Origin of the sequence: Nonomuraea mangrovi, from assembly GCF_042681425.1 — a bacterium.
Classification (GTDB): Bacteria; Actinomycetota; Actinomycetes; order Streptosporangiales; family Streptosporangiaceae; genus Nonomuraea; species Nonomuraea mangrovi.
In genome coordinates, this window is the sequence record NZ_JBHUFV010000051.1 from 61023 (window position 1) to 80182 (window position 19160).

22 protein-coding genes are annotated in these 19160 nt (G+C 69.2%); 7 read left to right on the forward strand and 15 right to left on the reverse strand.

Annotation, left to right across the window (positions count from 1 at the left end; genetic code table 11):
* Positions 1 to 73: 73 nt before the first annotated feature.
* The 9 genes from ACFSKW_RS34530 to ACFSKW_RS34570 all read right to left on the reverse strand — a co-directional run bounded on the left by ACFSKW_RS34530 (position 74) and on the right by ACFSKW_RS34570 (position 9165).
* Positions 74 to 883 carry a hypothetical protein gene (locus ACFSKW_RS34530; RefSeq protein WP_379577033.1) on the reverse strand — a complete coding sequence of 270 codons (810 nt, stop codon included), beginning with the start codon at positions 881 to 883 and terminating at the stop codon, positions 74 to 76.
* A gap of 53 nt (positions 884 to 936) precedes the next feature.
* Positions 937 to 2115 carry an ABC transporter permease gene (locus ACFSKW_RS34535; protein WP_379577035.1) on the reverse strand — a complete coding sequence of 393 codons (1179 nt, stop codon included), beginning with the start codon at positions 2113 to 2115 and terminating at the stop codon, positions 937 to 939.
* A 2-nt stretch (positions 2116 to 2117) separates the two neighbouring features.
* A complete protein-coding gene (locus ACFSKW_RS34540; protein WP_379577037.1) occupies positions 2118 to 2795 on the reverse strand; it encodes an ABC transporter ATP-binding protein in 678 nt (225 codons plus the stop codon).
* Positions 2788 to 4545, reverse strand: a complete 1758-nt coding sequence (locus ACFSKW_RS34545; RefSeq protein ID WP_379577038.1) for a peptidoglycan-binding protein — start codon at positions 4543 to 4545, stop codon at positions 2788 to 2790. Before ACFSKW_RS34545 ends, ACFSKW_RS34540 begins: the two co-directional genes overlap by 8 nt.
* A gap of 1 nt (position 4546) precedes the next feature.
* Positions 4547 to 5410, reverse strand: coding sequence for a hypothetical protein (locus ACFSKW_RS34550; RefSeq protein WP_379577040.1), 864 nt, complete (start codon positions 5408 to 5410; stop codon positions 4547 to 4549).
* 98 nt (positions 5411 to 5508) lie between these two features.
* Positions 5509 to 5898, reverse strand: coding sequence for a cupin (locus ACFSKW_RS34555; RefSeq protein WP_379577042.1), 390 nt, complete (start codon positions 5896 to 5898; stop codon positions 5509 to 5511).
* Positions 5899 to 5963: 65 nt separating this feature from the next.
* Positions 5964 to 7400 carry an MFS transporter gene (locus ACFSKW_RS34560; RefSeq protein ID WP_379577044.1) on the reverse strand — a complete coding sequence of 479 codons (1437 nt, stop codon included), beginning with the start codon at positions 7398 to 7400 and terminating at the stop codon, positions 5964 to 5966.
* Between the two features lie 683 nt (positions 7401 to 8083).
* A complete protein-coding gene (locus ACFSKW_RS34565; RefSeq protein WP_379577046.1) occupies positions 8084 to 8344 on the reverse strand; it encodes a hypothetical protein in 261 nt (86 codons plus the stop codon).
* Positions 8345 to 8424: 80 nt separating this feature from the next.
* Positions 8425 to 9165: an aminoglycoside phosphotransferase family protein gene (locus ACFSKW_RS34570; RefSeq protein ID WP_379577048.1), complete on the reverse strand. Its 741-nt coding sequence runs from the start codon at positions 9163 to 9165 to the stop codon at positions 8425 to 8427.
* Positions 9166 to 9248: 83 nt separating this feature from the next.
* On the opposite strand from ACFSKW_RS34570, the gene ACFSKW_RS34575 reads away from it, so the two are divergent.
* The 4 genes from ACFSKW_RS34575 (at position 9249) to ACFSKW_RS34590 (ending at position 11858) form a co-directional block, all read left to right on the forward strand.
* Positions 9249 to 10145, forward strand: a complete 897-nt coding sequence (locus ACFSKW_RS34575) for an aminoglycoside phosphotransferase family protein (protein WP_379577050.1) — start codon at positions 9249 to 9251, stop codon at positions 10143 to 10145.
* 41 nt (positions 10146 to 10186) lie between these two features.
* Entirely contained in the window at positions 10187 to 10528 is a 342-nt protein-coding gene (locus ACFSKW_RS34580) for a hypothetical protein (RefSeq protein WP_379577052.1), read from the forward strand.
* A 389-nt stretch (positions 10529 to 10917) separates the two neighbouring features.
* Positions 10918 to 11430, forward strand: coding sequence for an NUDIX hydrolase (locus ACFSKW_RS34585; protein WP_379577054.1), 513 nt, complete (start codon positions 10918 to 10920; stop codon positions 11428 to 11430).
* A gap of 260 nt (positions 11431 to 11690) precedes the next feature.
* Positions 11691 to 11858, forward strand: a complete 168-nt coding sequence (locus tag ACFSKW_RS34590) for a hypothetical protein (protein WP_379577056.1) — start codon at positions 11691 to 11693, stop codon at positions 11856 to 11858.
* A gap of 508 nt (positions 11859 to 12366) precedes the next feature.
* Here ACFSKW_RS34590 and ACFSKW_RS34595 read toward each other — a convergent pair.
* The 6 genes from ACFSKW_RS34595 to ACFSKW_RS34620 form a co-directional block, all read right to left on the reverse strand.
* Positions 12367 to 14124 carry a serine/threonine-protein kinase gene (locus ACFSKW_RS34595; RefSeq protein ID WP_379577058.1) on the reverse strand — a complete coding sequence of 586 codons (1758 nt, stop codon included), beginning with the start codon at positions 14122 to 14124 and terminating at the stop codon, positions 12367 to 12369.
* Between the two features lie 382 nt (positions 14125 to 14506).
* Positions 14507 to 15835 carry a Dyp-type peroxidase gene (locus ACFSKW_RS34600; protein WP_379577060.1) on the reverse strand — a complete coding sequence of 443 codons (1329 nt, stop codon included), beginning with the start codon at positions 15833 to 15835 and terminating at the stop codon, positions 14507 to 14509.
* Positions 15828 to 16469 (reverse strand): HD domain-containing protein, encoded by a 642-nt coding sequence (locus tag ACFSKW_RS34605; RefSeq protein WP_379577062.1) that lies wholly within the window; start codon positions 16467 to 16469, stop codon positions 15828 to 15830. The genes ACFSKW_RS34600 and ACFSKW_RS34605 overlap by 8 nt, the downstream gene beginning before the upstream one ends.
* Before the next feature lie 4 nt (positions 16470 to 16473).
* Positions 16474 to 16725 carry a hypothetical protein gene (locus ACFSKW_RS34610; protein WP_379577064.1) on the reverse strand — a complete coding sequence of 84 codons (252 nt, stop codon included), beginning with the start codon at positions 16723 to 16725 and terminating at the stop codon, positions 16474 to 16476.
* A gap of 5 nt (positions 16726 to 16730) precedes the next feature.
* Entirely contained in the window at positions 16731 to 17174 is a 444-nt protein-coding gene (locus ACFSKW_RS34615; RefSeq protein ID WP_379577066.1) for a hypothetical protein, read from the reverse strand.
* Between the two features lie 119 nt (positions 17175 to 17293).
* Positions 17294 to 17458 (reverse strand): hypothetical protein, encoded by a 165-nt coding sequence (locus ACFSKW_RS34620; RefSeq protein WP_379577068.1) that lies wholly within the window; start codon positions 17456 to 17458, stop codon positions 17294 to 17296.
* 64 nt (positions 17459 to 17522) lie between these two features.
* Between ACFSKW_RS34620 and ACFSKW_RS34625 the strand changes: the two genes are divergently transcribed.
* The 3 genes from ACFSKW_RS34625 (at position 17523) to ACFSKW_RS34635 (ending at position 19157) form a co-directional block, all read left to right on the forward strand.
* The gene (locus ACFSKW_RS34625) at positions 17523 to 18008 is read left to right on the forward strand and encodes a MarR family winged helix-turn-helix transcriptional regulator (protein ID WP_379577070.1); all 486 of its coding nucleotides are present in this window, start codon (positions 17523 to 17525) and stop codon (positions 18006 to 18008) included.
* 56 nt (positions 18009 to 18064) lie between these two features.
* On the forward strand, positions 18065 to 18574 hold the full coding sequence (locus ACFSKW_RS34630) for an MFS transporter (protein ID WP_379577072.1): 510 nt from the start codon (positions 18065 to 18067) through the stop codon (positions 18572 to 18574).
* A gap of 103 nt (positions 18575 to 18677) precedes the next feature.
* On the forward strand, positions 18678 to 19157 hold the full coding sequence (locus tag ACFSKW_RS34635) for a TIGR03618 family F420-dependent PPOX class oxidoreductase (RefSeq protein ID WP_379577074.1): 480 nt from the start codon (positions 18678 to 18680) through the stop codon (positions 19155 to 19157).
* The last annotated feature ends 3 nt before the right edge of the window (positions 19158 to 19160 follow it).

Here is a 19160-nt window from a genome sequence, read left to right on the forward strand (position 1 = left end):
GGGGAGGCGGGGACGTAGGCCTTACGACGACGGACCGTGGGCCGTGCATGCCACGACCGAAGCGAGGCACGCCTCAGGCGGGCGCCGGAAAGCCGTCCTCGGCCGTGGCCGGGCGGCTGGCCTCCCACATGCGGTCGAACTCGCCGTTGAAGTGCCGGAACCACCGCGGGTCGCGCTGTGCGGTGAGCGTGAAGACAGGGTCGGGCCTGGCCGAGCTGTGCGTGCCCAGTTCGACGTGGAGCACCCCACCGGCGGTGTCCGGGTCGATCAGCACGACACCGAAGGCGGGGACGAACGGCGTCAGGCGCACCTCGAGCGAGCCGGTGGCATTGGGCAGGGTCGCGAGGTGGCGCAGCATGTCCATGGTCGCGCGGACGCGGTGGCCGAACACCTCTGGATGGTCGGGGATCGTGCTGCGCCTGGCTGCCTGGTCGAGGACGTCGGGCTCGGAGTCGATGAGGAGGATCTTCACGGACGCGCCCTGGAGCAGCCGGTCCTCCAGCTCGCCCACGAGGTTGCGGATCGTGCGGCTCAAGGTCACCCCGGATAGGCGGATGTCGTGCGCGTGGGTGATCTGCTCCTCCAGACCGGCCCGGGTGGTGGCCAGGAAGGCGTCGGCCGCGACGGTTCCGGCGATCTTCTCTTGGACCAGCCGGTTGAGCCGGCCGACCTGCTCTTTGAGCTCGTCGGCCTGCTGGCGCGGCCCGAGCGCGGTGACGGCCAGCAGCGCCAGGGTGGCCAGGGTCGCGGCGCTGACGACACGGATGTCGACGGCGTCGACGACGCCGAGGATGCCCACGCCCAAGGCGATCAACGCGGTCACGTAGATCTCGAGGTTGCGTCCGGCTGCGAGGTCCGCGCGTAAGCGATCAAAGGGTTTCACCTCCTCATCATGGGTCACCGGGTGTTCTCCCGTGCCAGACCCTCCAAGAACGGTCATCGCAGTGCGTCGACCGGTTCCATGCGAGCCGCACGCAGCGCCGGATACAGGCCCGCCAGGAGCCCCACCAGCGCACCCGCCAGCGGCGCGGCCAGCGCCAGCCGTACGTCGAGGACCGGGGTCCACTGGCGCACGGCCGCCACCGCGACCACGGCCACCATCCCCAGGCTGGCCCCGATCACCCCGCCGGTCAGCCCGATCAGGCTGGATTCCAGCAGGAACTGGGCGGCGATGTGCCGGCGGGCCGCGCCCAGCGCACGGCGCAGGCCGATCTCGGCGACCCGCTCCATGACCGTGACAAGGGTGACGTTCGCGATGCCCACCGCCCCGACGACCAGGGAGACCAGGCCGAGGACGAGGAAGAGGCCGTTGACGTCGTCCTGGGCGCCGTCTCGCGCCCGCTTGGGACTGGGTGGGGCGATCACCTGCAGTTCCCCGCTGCGGTCGGGGCTGAGCGCGAGCGGCGCCTGGCGGGCGATGAGCTCGGCGGCGCCCAGCTGGGTGGCGACCAGGACGCGGGTGACGTCCTTCAGGCCGAAGTCGGGACCCAGAGCAGGCGGGACGAGCACCGCGCTGGCCAGGATCTGCTCGCGCCGCAGGCCGCCGATGACGCCGATGACCGTGTAGGCCCGATCCTTGACGAACACCGCCGGCGAGTGCTCCAGGCTGGTGATCCCGAGCATCTCGGCGGCCTGCTCGCCCAGCACGACCACCCGGTCGCGGCGGGCCACGTGGCCGGCGTCGTAGAACCGCCCGGCCACCATCTGGCCGCGGGTGGTCTCCGGCAGGTCGGGGGTGGCCGCGACGACCGCGAGGGTCTGCCCGGTCACCCGGGTGGGGTCGAGCAGGTTGTTGGCGGTCACGACGAGGTTGGAGCTCGTGTCGCTCTGTGCCAGCGCCGTCGCCGACGTCACGCCGCGCAGGCGCCGCAGCTCCTTGGCCGCCTCCCAGGTGACCAGGGGGGTGTGGCCGCCACGCGGCACCTCGACGGTGATGCTGGTGGCCAGCAGCTCGTCGAAGCGGCCGACGATCTGGTTGCCCGCGGTCGCCGCGATGCCCAGGGTGACCACCAGCGTGGTGATGCCCAGAACGGTGCCGAGGGTGGTCAGGGCGGAGCGCACCGGGCGGGCGAGCATCCCGGCGAGGGACTCGGCCCACAGGTCGCGGAGATCCATGCTCACCCCTGCTCGGTGAGGACGCCGTCGCCGATGCGCACCCTGCGTTCGGCCCTGGCGCTCACCTCGTCCTCGTGCGTGATCACCAGGACGGTGAGGCCGTCGGCGCGCAGGCCGTCGAACAGGTCGAGGATGGCCTCGGTGTTGCGGCTGTCGAGGTTGCCCGTCGGCTCGTCGCACAGCAGCAGGGCGGGCCGCGCCATCAGCGCGCGGGCGATGGCCACACGCTGGCGCTCGCCGCCCGACAACCGGTCGGGGACGAAGCCGACGCGATGGCTCATGCCGACCTGATCAAGCGCCAGCTCAGCACGTGCCCGCCGGCCGGCGCGCGGATGCTTGCCGTACACCTCGGCGAGCATCACGTTCTCCACGACCGTCCGGTGGGACAGCAGGTGGAAGGACTGGAAGACGAAGCCGATGCGGGTGCCGCGCAGCCGGGTCCGCGCGCCGTCGCGCAACGTCGTGGTCTCGACGCCGTCCAGCCGGTAGGAACCGGAGGTCGGCCGGTCCAGCAGTCCCAGGATATTGAGGAGGGTGGACTTGCCGGAGCCGGACGGTCCGATGATGGCCACGTAGTCGCCGGGGTCGACGCGCAGGTCCACCTCGGCCAGCGCGCACACCGGCGGGTCCGTCGGAAACTCGCGGGAGACGGCGGTCAGCTCGATGACGGGCTCAGACATCGCTCACCACGACCCGGTCACCCTCCTTGAGCTCGCCCGCACGCACCGGAGTGACCTCCACGTCCCCGTCGGCGGTCAGCCCGGTCCGGACCTCGACCTCGCGGGTACGGTCACCGTCCAGCGCCACCCGGACCCGCGGCCGGCCGTCGGCGGAGGTGACCACGGCGGACACCGGCACGGCCAGCACCTCGCCCTCGGTCGAACCGACCGAGATCCGCACCGTCATCGGCGAGCCGACCAGCGACTTGAGCCCCTTGGACGAGCCGGGCGTGAGCAGGACGGGCACCGAGCCGGTGTCCGACCCGTCGTCCTCCTCGCCTTCCTCGCCCTGCGCCGGGGTCAGGCGGGCCTCCTCACCGGTCGCGGTCAGCGTGGCGGGCAGCTGGGTGCCGTCCATGGTCTCCATGCCGGCTTCCTGGCCCGGGCGCAGCAGCTTTGCCTCCTTGGCGTCGACCGACCCGGTGACCGCGAAGGCGGAGCTGGTCACGGTGGCGACCTTGCCCTCGATGGTGTCGCCGGGCTTGACCTCCGCCTTGTCGATGCGGGCGGGCAGGGTCGGCAGGAAGACGATCTCCCCGGCCGGCACGCTCACGCCGTAGGTCTTGCGGTACTCGGCCAGCATGGCGTTGGCGTCGGCCAGGTTGGCCTTGCTGTGGGCGACCTTCATCCGCAGCGGCGAGACCTTCCTGGCCCGGCTGAGCGCCTGGGCGGCGGTGGCCTCGGCCTCCTTCGCGGTGCGCACGGCCTTGCGCAGCTCCTCCAGCCGTTTGTCCCGCTCGACGCGGATCTGCTCCTCGTAGGCGAACACCGCCTGCTGAGCCTCATGGAGATCCTGCCGGGCGTTGGCCAGCTTCATCTCCAGCAGGCTCGTGTCCACCGCACTGGGCGTGGGCGCAGGCGTCGTGGTCGGGGTGGGGGCCGGTTTCCTGGCCTCCGCCAACGCCTGCTCGGCCGCGAGGACCTGCTCCTCAGCGGCTCGTACGGCACGCCGCGACGCGGCCAGCTGGGTCTCCTGCTCGGGCGTGATCTCCGACACCTCTTCCAGCGCCTTCTCGGCGGACCGCAGGTCGCGGCGGGCGTTGTCGAGGCGGATCCGCAGCGGCCGCACGTCCAGCCCCTCGTTCAGGGCCTTGCGGTCGGCGGCCAGGGTCTCCTCGGCCGTCTGCACGGCCTGGCGCAGCTGCTGCAGCGTCTTGCGCGACTCCAGGTCGGATTCCTGCGCCTTGTAGCCGCGCTTGGCGTACCAGCGCTTCACCGCCGCCACCGTGGCCGCGTCGAAGACGCCGGTCACCTTCACCCGCAGCGCGCGCTGGAGCTGCTTGACATCGTCGCCCTCGGTGCCCGGCACGAGCGGCCGGTACATCGGCTTCTTTCCCTCCATGGCGAACACCGGCCGCCCGTTGACCTGCATCAGCACCTGGCCCGCACGGATCGGGCCGGGTTTGGGCGCCGTGGTGACGCGCTGCGGCGTGCCGCCCGTGCCGACGGCACCGACGGCACCGCCTGCCCCGCCGACCGTGCCGGCAAGAGTGACCGGCAGCGGCGAGCCGTACGTGAGCGTGCCGCTGACCGTGACGGTACTGGTGAGCTTGCGCCGCTCGGCCGGCGCCGTGACCAGGGAGGGCTTGGGCGGGCGGCGCGCGGACGCCTCGTCGGCCGGCGAACGCAGCCGCGAGCCGACCGCCCAGCCCACTCCGGCGATCACAAGAACTCCCGCCACGACGAGGGCGAGCACTCTCGACCTGCCCACGTCACCCCTTGACCGTGACGGCCATGCCCAGGCCGGGTAGGAACTCGGCTTGTTTGTAGACCTCGTTCGCCTTGGGCCGGTAGGCGGCGTAGAACTCCTTGCCGCACTCCAGGTCGTCCAGGGCCGCCTTGATCTCGCGCTGCAACATGGGGCGCGCCTCGTCAGCCGTCGGGTTCTGCTTCCTGCCGAGCTTGCCGAACTCCGTCATGAACGAGCTCTCGGTGCTGCGCGCGATGTCAGAGGGGCGCTGCGAGGTGACCCTGTAGCCCTTGCCCTTGAGGCAGTCGGCGAACGTGCTCGCCAGCTCCGCCAGCTTGGGATCGCCGTCGATCTCGCGGCTGATGATCTGTTCCATCATCTCGCTCTGGGCCTTGGCCGCCTCCTGCATCGACTTGTGCTTCTTGCCGGTGGTCTTGTTGATCATCTCGAGATGGCAGGCGTTCATCGCCTCGAAGTACGCCTCCCGCTGCGGCTTCGACAGCCCGGCGATGACCTTGCCGTTGGGATCGTCCCCGGTGTCATCGTCCGCCATCAGGCGGGCCATCCGGCCGACCCCGTCGTTCGGGTAGACGAAGGAGGCGGCGAACCCGAAACCGTACTTGCTGCGATATTTCTTCATCGCGGGATAGTCGCCGGACATCTCCTGCTTGACGGCATCCGGCAGCTCCGGCATGGACACGATCGGGTGGTAGGTGAACCCCTTGCCCTTCATGCAGGTGGCTAGCTGGGCCTGGGCCTGGCGCTGCTGGTCGGAGGGATCCGCGGAGGGTGCCGCGGCCGCCTCGGTCCCGCCGGACGAGGCGCAGCCCGTGAGGGTCGCCAGGATGGCCGCGGCGATCGCGAGCGGCACTCGGGAGTCGGTCATGGGGCTTCACTGTCACGAGTGCATGCTGAAGCGAACCTGAAGGCGACTGAACAAGTCTTTAGGCCGCTGGTTGATGAGGACAGGTTCGAGGGTGTGGCCTAGGTTTCGGTTCGCTTCTCCAGCCGGCTGCCACGCGGCAGGGTGACGACCATGATGTTGCTGGGGATGTCCAACTGGATGCGGTGCCATCGCCCGCGCGGGACGATGGCAGCGGTTCCGGCCATCAGCCTGATCTCCTCCTCCTCTCCTCCCGGCCGCTCCGGGCGGAGGTAGAGGCGCATCTTCCCGATGAGGCAGGACACGATCTCCTCGGCCTCGGGGTGGACCTCCCAGTGGTCGGCGTGGACGTCGGCGCCGGTCTTCGCGTGGAAGGCCAGCAGCCGCCAGCCGTCCTGGTCGAAGTCCGTTGTTCTCTTCCCGGCGTGAATCTGGCCGCCTTGGTGAAGGTGGATGGCGGACGCGAAGAGGTCGATCGGAGTAACTGTCATGCCGAAATGGCCTTCCTGCGGTGATCTGTCAACTGGTGGGGATGCGGCCCGATGCGGATCGCTGGTCACCGGGCGAGGAGCGAATCGCGGTCATCGCTCTGCTCGGCCTGTGATGGCGGGCTGGTCCGGCGTAGGACGGTGAGGGCGACGAGGACGGCGGCGACCAGGAGCGCGGCGCCGAGCGTCAGGCTGAGCGCGTACCCGTCGTTGAGGGCCTCGGGCGTGATGGCCTGGCCGGTGCGGTCGTGCGCGACGGTGCCGAGAGCGGCCAGTCCGAGCGAGGCGCCGAGCTGTCGTGAACTGTTGAGCAGGCCCGATGCGGCGCCGGCCTCGTGGGGCGCGACGCCGGCGGTGGCGGTGGAGACGACCGGTCCGAGGCAGAGCCCGAAGCCGACGCCGGCGACGATCGAGGGCCCCAGGACGTCGGTGGTGAAAGCGCCGTCCGGGCTGATCAGGCCGAACCAGGCCAGCCCGGTCGCGGTCAGCAGTCCGCCGATGACCAGAAGGGTCCGCGGCGCGAGACGGTAGCCGAGTTTGACGGCGAGCACGGAGCCGGCGATCACGCCGAGGGCGAACGGCAGGAACTCGACCCCTGCCAGGGCCGGCCCGACCCCGAGTACTCGTTGCAGGTAGAGGGACACGAAGTAGAAGGCCGCGGCCATGGCCGCACCGACCAGGAGGCTGTAGGCGTTCGCGCCGGCGACCGAGCGGTTGGTGAGCAGGCCGAGCCGGATCAGCGGTTCACGAGCGGTGGTCCGCTCGACGTGGATGAATGCGACCAACAGCGCGGCGGCGACCGCCAGAGTCGTCACGGTGATCGGTGAGGCCCACGAATACCGGTCGGTGCGGACGATGCCGAACACCAGCAGGGTCATGCCCGACGTGGCCAGCACGGCACCGAGGACGTCCGGACGGCCGCTGCGAACCGGGGACGGGCCGGCGGCGACGCGCCAGACCATGGCCAGCGCGCAGGCGGCCATCGGCACGTTCACGAACATCACCCAGCGCCAGCCGGCGTACTCGGTGAGCAGGCCGCCGATCAGGACGCCGAAGGCGCCCCCGGCGGCGTTCATCGCACTCCATACGCCGATGGCCCTGACGCGGACCTTGCCCGCGGGAAAGGTCGCGGTCAGCAGCGCCAGCGCGGCCGGAGCGAGTGCGGCGGCCCCGATGCCCTGGACGGCACGAGCGGCGACAAGATGGCCGGGTTCCTGGGCGAAGCCGCCGAGGAGTGAGGCGAGGCCGAACAGGCCGAGCCCGAGCAGCAGGACCGGCTTACGGCCGTACCGGTCGGCGGCCTTGCCGCCCAGGAGGAGCAGCCCGCCGAACGTGAGCGCGTAGGCATGGATCACCCACGTCAGCCCCACCGCGCTGAAGCCGAGGCCGGCAGCGATCTGCGGAAGTCCGACGTTCACGACCGACAGGTCCAGCGACACCATGAACTGCACGACGGCCACGGCGGCGAGGATGATCCTCGGCCGAGCACCCGACTTGATGACCACGCTTCCTCCGGCGGATTGTCTGTTCGTCAACGCAACTCAGTCCTCTGAGCCGGAGGCAGCGTCGATAGGGGAGTTTCCGTCACCGCACAGCGCTTGCTGTATGAAGGTCGACAGCGCGTCGTCGATCGGTGGGTCTGCGGAAAGCCGTCGGCCCGCACGACTTTCGTCTCTTCAGGCGCGGCACCTGGCACCGGCATGCCGGTACCGACACCCAGCACGGCCACGCTCGCACATGCCGCCAGTCGGATCTTCACAACACTCGTCCTCATGATCAATCACTGCGACGGGGACTCTCTCCTCGCTCTCCGGAATCCCCGCCTCACTCGGCGACGGCACGGCGCCGAGTTGGGCGATCCGCCCGCTGGGACACCGCGGCGGACAGCGTCGACCGCGACTCGTGGAAGCTGCCGGACCACTGCCGCGCTCGACCGGCACGCCTAGCTGCAGCAGGCGCGCCCCCGGGCAGCCCGGTGGCCGGCGGCGCCGCCCCGAGGATGGACTGACTGGGGTTCTCATGACGGCAATCGTCGTCCAGTTGCTGTTCTGGGGCGTCGTACAAGCGGAGGCATCTGCCGCTACCGTTCCGGGACCAGCGACCGGCCGGACTACGACGCCGGGAGTAGTCCCGCAGTACGGCATCGCGGAGTTGAGCGGGTTCCGGTGCGCCGCGGGGCCGGGCTCGATCAGTCCTCGTCCCGGCCAGGCGCGACTGGGTCACGCAGCGGCCGCATGCCGGCCTGGCGAGCCTGTTCCAGCGCGGTGGCCCCGGCCGGCGCGCCGGGCTTGTGCACCAGCGCCTCAAGGTAGTGGTCGAGCTCGAGCCGAGATCCGCGCTTGGCGATCAACCGCTCGTGCCGGGCAACCTCGGTCCCCTTGTGGTAGGCGACCGGGTGGGAGGCGAACGGCATCACGCGCACCTGGTGGCAGGCCAGACTGATCGACACCGAAGAGCGGTTGGTGCGCACGGTGATCTGTTCTCTGAACTTTCAGGGCCAGGGCTTTCGAGTAGCCGGGGAACGTGGTGTCATCGCAGGGCCGCCGCGAAGACCAGGCGGTTGGTGCTGGTGTAGGCGTGTTCACGTTCGGACCATGCGATGCGGGAGGTGATCTGTTCGGGACTGGCCGGACAACTGCCGGGGTCGGTCCGGCGTTCTGCCCACCATCGGGCATTGCGGGATTGGCGATCGAGAATCGCGTCGAGGACATCAGCACGGCGCGCAGCGGTGAGTCCGTAGGCGTCGGCGAGCACCCGCACCTGGGCGGCTTGCGCGGTGGCCGGCGGCGCGGTGGCCTTGGAGGAGATGCACCACGTCCAGGCCATGTATCCGATGTCCTCGAGCGGATCGCCCGGGGAAGCGGTGTCGAAGTCGATGAAGGCGACCGGTAGCCCGGCGCGGAACACTGTGTTGTTGGGTCCGGGGTCGTGATGGCAGACGACGGGGTGCTCCCCGGTGAGGCCGCTGTTGCGGGTGGCGTCGTGCAGCGAGCGAAGAAGCGCCCCAGCCGAAGCGACCTGAGTGTCGCTCCAGCGCCGGAACTTGGCAGGCACCCAGCCGGGCAGGTAACTGAAGATCTCACGGTTGGCTTCGTCGCGTCCGAGATAGCGCGGCGCTCCCGCGAACTGGCATTGCTCAAGGTGTGTGAGCAGTTGAGCGACGAAGGCGGAAGTGGCCGTGGCGGGTCGTCGGACGGTATCAGCGACACGGACGACACCTGGGGTGATGCGACCTCCGGTCAGGGGAACTTCAGCGGGGACGTGCCGCATGGTGGGAGTTGTCCTTTTCAGTGCTTGGAGTGCGTGGGACGGTGTGAGCCGCGCCGCCTGCCGCCTCAGTACTGTGACTTCGCATGACCGACACCGAGATCGAGATCACCGCAGACCTGGTCCGCGACCTGCTGCAGGAGCAACATCCAGACCTTGCGGGGCTGGCCATCCGCGAGGTGGCGGGCGGTTGGGGCAACCAAATGTGGCGCCTCGGGGACGAGTTGGCCGTGCGCATGCAGCGCATGGACCCCACCCCGGAGCTCCAGCTCAAGGAGCGGCGGTGGCTACCCGTGTTGGCCCCGCGCCTGCCGCTCCCGGTGCCGACCCCGGTGCGGTTCGGCGAACCGTCCGAGCGCTTCCCCAAGCACTGGACCGTGATGACGTGGGTTCCCGGCGAGCCGCTGGACCACGGCTCGATCAGCCGCGGCGTCCACGCGGCCGACACGCTGGCGGGCTTCCTCCAGGCGCTCCATGTGGAGGCGCCCGCCGATGCGCCGATCGCTACGGACCGCGGTGCCCATCCCAGGAACTGCACGGACGGCTTCGAGAACTTCTTCCAGGCCGTTGCTCTCGACGACATCGCTGCCGACGTCCGGGCCGTCTGGGACGACGCCGTTGCGGCCCACGCGTGGGAGGGCCCGCCGGTGTGGGTGCACGGCGACCTCCATCCCGCGAACGTCGTCGTCTCGGACGGAACGCTCTCGGGCATCGTCGACTTCGGTGGCATGTTCGCCGGCGATCCGGCGTGGGATCTCGCCGCCGCATGGGTGCTGCTACCCGCGGGCACGGCCTCACGGTTCTTCGAGATGTACGCGCAAGCAGATGAGGCGGCGATCCGGCGCGCCCGCGGGCTGGCAGCTATGAAGAGCCTCTTCCTGATGCTCATGGGGCAGAACGGAGATCGGGGCCTCCCCGGCGGTAAGCCGAACTGGGGACCTGCAGGCCGGGCGGCACTTGATCGTGTTCTGAAGGGCGTTTGACGCACGCTTCTTGAACTTGTTCTCGATCTTGGTTGAGGGCCATGTGGCAGCCCACCTTCGTGGGTTCATCGATCACCACGCGTGGTGGAGATGGCAAGGTCCACGGCCATATGCTGCCCGTGGCCTCGACCGAGCTGGGTGAGCTTGTCTTGGGCGCCGGCCAGGCTGACGCGGAGCCCTTCGACTTCGCCGAGCCAGCCTTCACGTCCGGCCTCGGCAATGCGGGCGATGAGGTTGTCGCGGATCTCCTCCAGTCGGAAGCGTTGGGCCGAGTCCGGCCGCAGGAGCGAACATCTGACACATGCATGCTCATGAACACTAGGAGTGGAGTTGAGAAGGCTCGGTCGCAGGTGCCGATGGACACCTTGCGCTTCTCGAAGTGAGCGAAGAACGCGTCCCATTCGTTCTCGGTGGGGGCCCGGTACTCTTCGCTGGGCCTGGTAGCGCGACGGCGGGCGATGAACGCCCTGTGCGCCTCGATCGACTCGGCCGGGTAAACGGCCTTTAGTCCATCGTTGTATCAATACCCTTATGACCGCAGATCACATGGGCGATGTGCGGCGGTGTCGTCGGTGACGAAGAGGCGCCTTCTGTCCGTACTCGCTGTGTGTGGTTGTGTCCGTGTGGCGATCGAGTAGGCGGCTTTCCATCGGCATGTTCGCGCTGGGGGTCCTCGCTTGTGTTGCGATTCCGGGCAGGTCATGTGACGCAGATCACTAGCTTGGGGTGCTCGTAGAGCAGGTTGTCGGTGGTGCCTGCGATCGTGTCCTGCATGGGCGAGCTGGTCGAGCGAGTGGATGAACTGGACCGCGTGCTGGGAGTCGTGGATCGCGCAGAGGCGGAGCGTCGGCGATGGATGCATCGGATCGCGACGACGATCTGTCGCGATCCGATGCGGCGGATCCTCGTGCTGCGCCGAGCGGAGCAGCTCACTCGCTTTCCCGGCCACTATGACGTGATGGTCGGCGGTGCCGTGGACGTGGGCGAGTCGTATGAGGACGCGGCAGCCCGCGAGCTGTCCGAGGAGCTGGGCGCCGGCGTCCCGGTGCGTTTCATGTTCAAGTTCCTGTGCCGGGATGGGGTCAGCCCTGTCTGGTTCGGGGTGCACGAGGCCGTGATCACTGAGCCATTGGTACCAGATCCGTCCGAGATCGCTTGGCATGCCTGGCTCACAGAGCTCGAACTGCGGGAGGTCGTCGATCGATGGCCTTTCGTTCCCGGTGGGCGAGAGGCGGTGCGCCGATATTCGGTATTCGGGAACGAGGGCCAGCCGTCGGCTGGCTGATCGGCGGCATCATGTCGAGTGGGTGGCTCAGCTGCATGGCCCGATTCCCTCAGTCCGGGCTGGCAGCCGACGTACTCGGGTGTCGCCGTCGTGCTGGCGGCGGAGTTGGAGGATCTCTTCGTGTTGGGCAGCGAGGCGCGAGAGCGCTTCGTTGCGGAAGTCAGTGAGTTCCTCGATGGTCTGATCGCGGTGAGCGAGGCGTTGTTCGAGGGTGGCGATCTGCTCTTTGAGCCGATGCAGGGGTCGGGGGTGTCTCCGGTTTGGAGGACGACCGCGAGTCGGGATTCGAACTCTTCGCGAAGGTGGGCATAGGGGAGTGTGCCGTTGAAGGCTGTGCGGTCGATGCCGGATTCGCGAGCGAGGGCCTCGATGTCGCGCTTGCCGCCGGGTGGCAGGTCGCCGCGACCAGCCTGGCGGCCTGCCGGTAGTGGCCGCTGATCAGGTATTCCAGCGTGCGCATGGAGAAGTTGTGGCGGAGCCGGTGGGGATGAACGTGTGGGAACCGGGGCTCATAGCGCGCCCGGATCCGGTCCGAGGTTCGCTCGAACACGCACACTCCTGCGCCGGCACGCCGATCTGGTCAAGCGCCGCTGGACGGTTCCGCGCCGCAAACCGCCATCGACCTCACCGGACTCTGAACCAGGCATCGCCGAACGGGCGGTCGGATCCACCCCCACCGACGGGCCGCACTCGGCTGGTTCGCAGAGACCGCCTCGGTGGCCTGATCCATGTGTACGCGCAGGTCGCTTAGGGTGACACCATTTTCGGCACCCACACGTTGCGGTTGCCACCGGTCAAGATCACGGCCAGGGGATGCCACCTGCGCCGGTGATCAGGTGGTGTTTGCTGCCGGTCCGTCCTCGGTCGACTGGGGACGGGCCTGCTGCAACTGCCTTCAGGGCTCCAGACACCGGGTTCCGGCCCCACGCCGTCCGATCACTGTCCGTCCTGGTAGACCATGGGGCCTGACTCCTTGAACGCCGCACGCGAGGCGTCCTTGAGCCACTTCGTCGCGCTGGAGTCTCTGGTGAGGTTCGTGTAGACGGCCAGGGTACGGATCACATATCGGCCGGTCTGCCCGGTCCACGAGTACAACTGCACGTTCCACCAGTTCGAGGTGTAGCAGATGCCGGTCGATCCCGGCCCCGTTCGGGGGCACCGGATCCCCCAGTCCTGCACGTAGACGTTCTTGAGCCTCGAGTACGCGGTGCCGGCCCTGCCCGAGTCCTTCAGCGGAACGACCCAGACGGTCACCATGATGCGCCCGTTCGGAGCGCCCGAGCTGATATAGGCACCCACCGCCATGTCGTCGCAGCGTGCCTTGCGGAGGGCGGACTTGACTCTGGCGTCGGGCCACGGGCTCGGGCAGTCCTCCACCCCGAACGCCTTGCGGCTGAAACGCACCCCCTCGGCGCTCGTGAAGGACTGCGGAAGCAGGGCGTCGGCCGTGATCGGGGTCGGGTCGGTGCTCTCCTTGTTGAGGTCCGCGGGGTTGAACGACTCCTCGGTCGGCTCCTCCGAAGCTGTTTGAGAAGGCGTCTGCGAAGGCGTGTCGGAAGGGCTCGGTCCGGGGGTGTAGGTGGAGACGGGCTGGGAGGTGGAGGGCTGACCGCCCGACAGCGCTCCCCGGACCGTGTTTTTGACTACGGCCCGCACGCCCACCACGGCCAGCACCAGGGCGACTGCTCCAGCGCCGACGGCGAGGCCGATCTTCTTCGACCGGCCGCCGCCGCTGGGCGGAGGCGGGGGAGGGACGCCCCCTCCAGGCTGCCCAGGCGGCTGCGCCCAGCCGGCGGGCCCGTTCTCCTGCGTCGACGGGTGCGGCCGGAGAGTGAGTTGCTCGGCCTCCGGCGTGCCCATCGTGGCGTGCGCCGTGGGCCACTGCGCGAGGGGGGCGGGAGCCTCGTCGCCGGTCAGGCGGCGCAGCAGGGCGGCGGCGCTCGGCCGGGCCGCGGGGTCCTTGGCCAGACAGGCCGCCAGCGCCGGGCGTAACTCCTGCGGCACGGCCGACAGGTCGGGTTCGCGGGTCAGAATGGCGTGCATGATCGCCGGCAAGGTGTCTCCACTGAAGACCTGCTGCCCGGTGGCCGCGTAGATCATGGAGGTCGCCCAGCTGAACAGGTCGGCCGCCGGGGTGATCGGCGCCCCGCCGAACTGCTCCGGCGCCATGTAGGCGGGGGTTCCCACCACGCTGTGCGTGGCCGTCTGGGCGGTCACCCTGGCAATCCCGAAATCGATCACCACGGGCCCCTCAGGCCCCATGATCACGTTGTGCGGCTTGAAGTCTCGGTGGACTATCCCGGCCCGGTGGATGGCCGCCAGTGCGGTGAGTGTGGTCACAGCGAGCCGCTCCAGCCCGCTGCCCGAACGCGGACCCTCGGTCCTGACCAGCAGGTCGAGCGACGGGCCTGGGATGTGTTCACTGACGATGAATGGCTGGCCGCCCACCAGGCCCGTGTCCAGCACGCGCGCCGTACAGAACGGAGCAACCTGGCGAGCCGCCTCGGCTTCGCGCAGAAACCGGCGGCGCGCGTTCTCATCCGCCGCGGCTCCAGCGTGTAACACCTTGACCGCGACCTGCTCGTTGGACGGTCCCTGGCCCAGGTAAACCGTTCCCTGGCCACCCCGCCCCAGTACACCAGCGAGCCGATAAGGGCCGATCTGACGTAAATCTTCCGGCGTGAGCGATTGCACAAGATCTCACCTTAGCGTTTGCTGGCAAGATCTCCTTAATGTCACACAGTCGGTCAAGTCACTGCGAAGCCTTCGTGGCCGTTGGCAGCGATCTCGGCGCACCTGACGCGGTAAGGGCCGACGCCGCCGACGACCCTGTCCGCCCAGCGTCACCGCGAGCGATCTTCATAACGCCGCTCCCGCTCGAGGATGTCCCACGTACCACACAGTGCTGTATGGAAGCCGCTGCAGCTGAGGGCGACGCTCTCATGCCCTCCGGTAGCTTCACCCTTGTGTCGCAGCGGAACGACACAACCCATGGGGAGGCGACCGCGCTCATCGGCTGTACCGGAGCCAGGCCTTGGACTTGGACCCCGCGCCTCCGCCACCATCGAGCGGGGTCTCAGCCTGAGGGGGACAGCGCGGCGGCCAGGTGCTCGCCGGGTTGGCTGCCGGGCGGGATGGCGAAGACGGCGCTGCCGGTGTGCTTGACGAACGCGTTGAGCCGGTCGGAGCCCGCCAACTTGCGCTGGGCGCGGATGAACGCCTCGGGGTCGCGGACATAGGCGCAGAACAGCACGCCGCTGTCGTAGCTGCCGTGGCTGTTGCCGCTGTGGTGCTCGTGCAGGTGGCCGTCGTCCTGGTTCGCGTGGCCGTGCTCGACGATGATCGGTTCGGTGATGCCCTGCACGGCGTAGTCGTAGTTGTACGAGCGGCGCAGCATCGGGATGGCGCGTACCAACGCCACATGCGCGTCGGCCGGAATGGCGGGCCGACCGTCCGGGCCCTTCTTGCCGAGTTCCACGGCGGTGAACTCGCTCCCTCCGCTGAGCGGCGCGCCAGTGTCCCTGCGGCGGCCGATGACCAGGTCCTGGTCGCGGGCGGCGGCGAGGTCCCACTTCGGCAGGTCCAGGCGGATCTTGCGGAAAACGAGGTAACTGCCGCCGGTGAACCACTCCGGCTCCCCGTCGGCCGCCCACACGGCCTGGTCGAACTCGGGTGTGCCGGGCTTGGGGTTGCTGGTGCCGTCCTTTTGGCCGAGGAGGTTGCGCGGGGTGGAGCCGCCGAAGGTGCCGAGGAAGCCCTGCTGGCTCCAGCGCAGCCGTGCCAGTCCAGGAGCCTGGCCGCGCAGCGAGCGAAAGGCGTGGCTGACGACCTGCGGGTCGTCGGCGCAGATCTGGGCGATCAGGTGGCCGCCGCTCCAGGCGGGCTCCAACCGGTCGGTGGAGAAGGCGGGCAACGGGCGCAGATGCGCCGGCCTGCGCTCCTTCTGGCCGATCAGGTCGAACACCTCGGGGCCCAGGCCGAAGGTCAGCGTCAGGCTCGCAGGGTTCAGGCCGTCGGCGACGCCGGAGCCGGCGGGTGCGTCGGGGCGGTTGCCCGGGATCGGGCCGGGCGGGTCGCCGAGCATGAGGCGTTGGGCGACGGTCGTCCAGCGCGTCATCAGTTGCTGCAGGTTGGTGGCGATCTTGGCGGTGGGCAGGTTCGCGGTCTGCAGGTCGAAGGCGGCGAACATCGCGTAGTGCTGTTGCCGGGTGGCGATGCCCGGCTGGTGGACGCCGTGCAGCCCGGCGGGCGAGGGCGTGGCCGGGGTCGCCGCGTCGCTCGCGCCCGCGTGGCCGGAGGCGGCACCGTTCAGGCCGCCGGTCAGCAGTGCTCCGCCGGTCGCGGCGACGCCCGCAGTCGCGACGATCGAGGCGATCGCGCCCCGGCGAGAGACGGATTCAGGCATCGTAGTCGCCCCATCCGGTGAGCTCGCGCCACGTGGGCCAGGATTGTCCGCTCGCCTGCCGCAGCATCTCGCCGGGAATGCTGAACGGCGGCGCCTTGTGCGGCTTGTCCAGGGACTGGGCGACGACCGCGTCGTGCAGCACCACGGCGGCGCGTAGCCTCGGCAGCACCTCGTGGATGCGCTCGGCGTAGCCATCGGGCAGCGCGGGCCCGTCCGCGTCGAGATCGTAGCCGGCGCCGGCGGTCACCAGCGCGATCTCGGGCCGCTTGCGCTGCGCGACCTCGGGGACGAGGTGCAGCGCGATGGCGTCCCAGACGATCATCGTCTTCTCGGACGGCATGCCGCGCTCCGCGAGCCAGGCGGCGGCCAGGTCGGCACCGTCGATGTCGAAGCGCTGGTCCCCGTTGCCGGGTTCGCTGAGGCCGGAGTCGTGCAGAACGCAGGCGAGGAACAGTAGTTCGTCGTCGTAGTCGCGGCCGGAGCGCAGGCCCTGGCTCTCGCCGATGAAGCGGCCGTAGAGGTAGGTGCGCATGCTGTGGTTGAAGATCGCCGGCTCCTCGATGGAGCGGACATACCGCATGGCGTCGAGCGTCAGGCCGCTCCAGGGGAACGGCAGGCCATCGTAGGCGTCCATCGTGTCATCCTTCCTGTGTGCGGAGGGCTCGCATGGCGAGCAGCCCGCCGATTGCGGGAATGAAGGCCCGCCACCTGGCACCGTTCGGCGAGGTGGATGGGGCGAGGTAGGCGGCCGCGATGACGGCCACGTAGGAGATGCCGTGCAGGGGGCCACCGAAGGTCGTGACGGCCTTGGCGTGCACGGTGAGCAGGTTGGCGATCAGGACTACGAGCGTGGTCAGCTCCACGCTGGCGGCGACTCGCAGGAGGCGCATCGGGTTCATCCCCCTTGACCGGTGCCGGGTCGGACGATCATCAGGACCACCACGACCGCCCAGGCCAGGTTGTAGACGCCCGCGAGCATGGACAGCAGCCGCAGCCGCCCAGAGTCGCCGGGGTCGGCGAGCACCTGGCGCTGGCGCGGATGGATCTGCGTGGCCAGCAGCAGGGCCGCGACGGCGGTGAGGATCATCGAGATGGTGATCCAGATCTCGCCCGTCCGGCCCTGTACGCCGGCAAGGATCATCCCGGCCAGTGGCACGATGAGGCCGAGAACGGCGTACCCGCGCGTGATGCGGTGCAGGGCGACGGCGACGGACCGGCTGCGCCCCTCTCCAGCCGCCGCGGGCGCGTAGCGGGGGAACAGGCTCGTTGCCGCGGCTGAGCCCCCGACGAAGACGATGCCGCCGAGCACGTGCACGGACAGCAGGACATGTTCCAGCAAGTCTCTAGCTCCAACCTTCAGGATGGCTGAAGCCTAGTCTCAGCTTCAGTCGCTCTGAAGGTTGGGGTACGCGGACGGTCAGCCCGCCGATTCGTCGAAGGCTGGGGTACGGGGACCCGTCAGCCCGCCGATTCGCCTAGGAGCGCGGGGAAGACCGCCTGGCCGATTCGGCACTGGACGGGGTCGGCCTCCGGGTCGAACAGTCGCTCGTTCACCTCCGCCACCGCCTTCTTGGCGGCCTGGAGGAGGCGGGAGCCCGCACCGGATACGAATCTGCGCGCCATCTCTCGCCGTTATATGGGAAGGAAGTAGATAATCCGGAATGGAACTAGTTGCTAGGCTATGGGGATGACTGCCATGGCGCCCGCGCGCACGGAGCCGGACCTGTCGTTCCTGCTGGATCGTGCCGGTCACGTCCTGAGAACCCAGATGGCGGCCGCTCTGGCCGAGATCGGGCTGACGGCTCGCATGCACTGCGTGCTCGTTCACGCCCTGGAGGAGGAGCGCACGCAGATCCAGCTCGCCGAGATCGGCGACATGGACAAGACCACCATGGTGGTGACCGTCGACGCCCTGGAGAAGGCGGGCCTGGCCGAGCGCCGCCCGTCTGGCACGGACCGGCGAGCCCGGATCATCGCGGTCACTCAGAAAGGGGCGGAGATCGCCGCGAGGAGCCAGGAGATTGTCGACGGCGTGCACAAGGCGGCCTTGGACGCGCTGCCGAAGGATGAGCGCGAGGCACTCCTGCGGGCGATGAATCGCCTGGTCGCGGGGCATTTGGCGGTCCCTGCCGAGGCGCCGCGGGCGGTACGGCGGGCTCGGCAGCATAAATAGATCTGCAACGGATCGTCTGCAATAAAACTATCTGCTACGGTTCTCTTGTCCCTCTAATGGAGCAGGAGAAAGCCCATGTCGCATACCCCCCGATCGCGCTGGCCGTGTTCGTCCTGCGCCAGGCGACCGCCAAGGCACCGCTGATGCCGCTGCGGATCTTCCACTCCCGCAGCGTGTCCGGCGCCAACCTGGTGCAGTTCCTCACGCTGTCGGCCATGTTCGCCTTCCAGATCCTCGTCGCGCTCGAGACCGGCCTGGCGATGCTGCCCGCGGCACTGGCCATCGGCGGAGTCTCCCTGTTCGTCTCGGCCCGGCTCAACACTCGCTTCAGAGAGCGCGCCGCCCTGCAGGCAGGCCTGGTGCTGCTGCTCGGGGCGATGGGCTGGTTTGCCCGTATCCCGGTGCAGGCGGACTACGTCACTGATCTGCTCCCGGTGAAGCTGCTCATCGTGGGCGGTGGTTTGGTACTTCCCGCGCTGACGCGCTCGGTATATCTGGCGCCAAGGCCGACGATGCGGGCCTGGCCTTCGCCATCGCCGCCCTGCTTGTGGCCGCTCTCACCGTAGCGCTCCTCACACTGCGACGACCCAAGCCAGACGCCGCTGCCCCGTTGGCCCCGCCACCTGATCACCCAGCTCACACCACCAGCACAGACAGGATCTGATCCCCATGACCGAGAACGAGACGAGTTCCGGCCCCGCGCCCCGCATTCTCACCGACCAGGAACTCACCCGCCTGCTCGGCGACCAGCAGTTCGGCGTGCTGGCCACGGTCAAGGGCAGCGGCCACCCCCATCTGTCCACCGTCCTTTACCACTGGGACCCCGTCGAGCGGATCGTCCGCATCTCCACCACGGACGACCGGCTCAAAGCGCGTCACGTACGTAACAACCCCCGCCTGTCCCTGCACGTGAACGGGCCGGACATCTGGTCGTTCGCAGTCGCCGAGGGGGATGCGGAGGTGTCAGAGGTGACCACGGAACCAGGGGACGAGACCGGCAGGGAACTGCTGGCGCTCACCCCAGGCTTCACGGACACGGCGGAGGAGGCCGCCTTCCTCAGGCAATTGGTGAACGAACGCCGCGTGGTGATCCGACTGCGAGTCTCACGTCTGTACGGCACAGCCCTGGACATCCCCACCGAGGGATAGGGG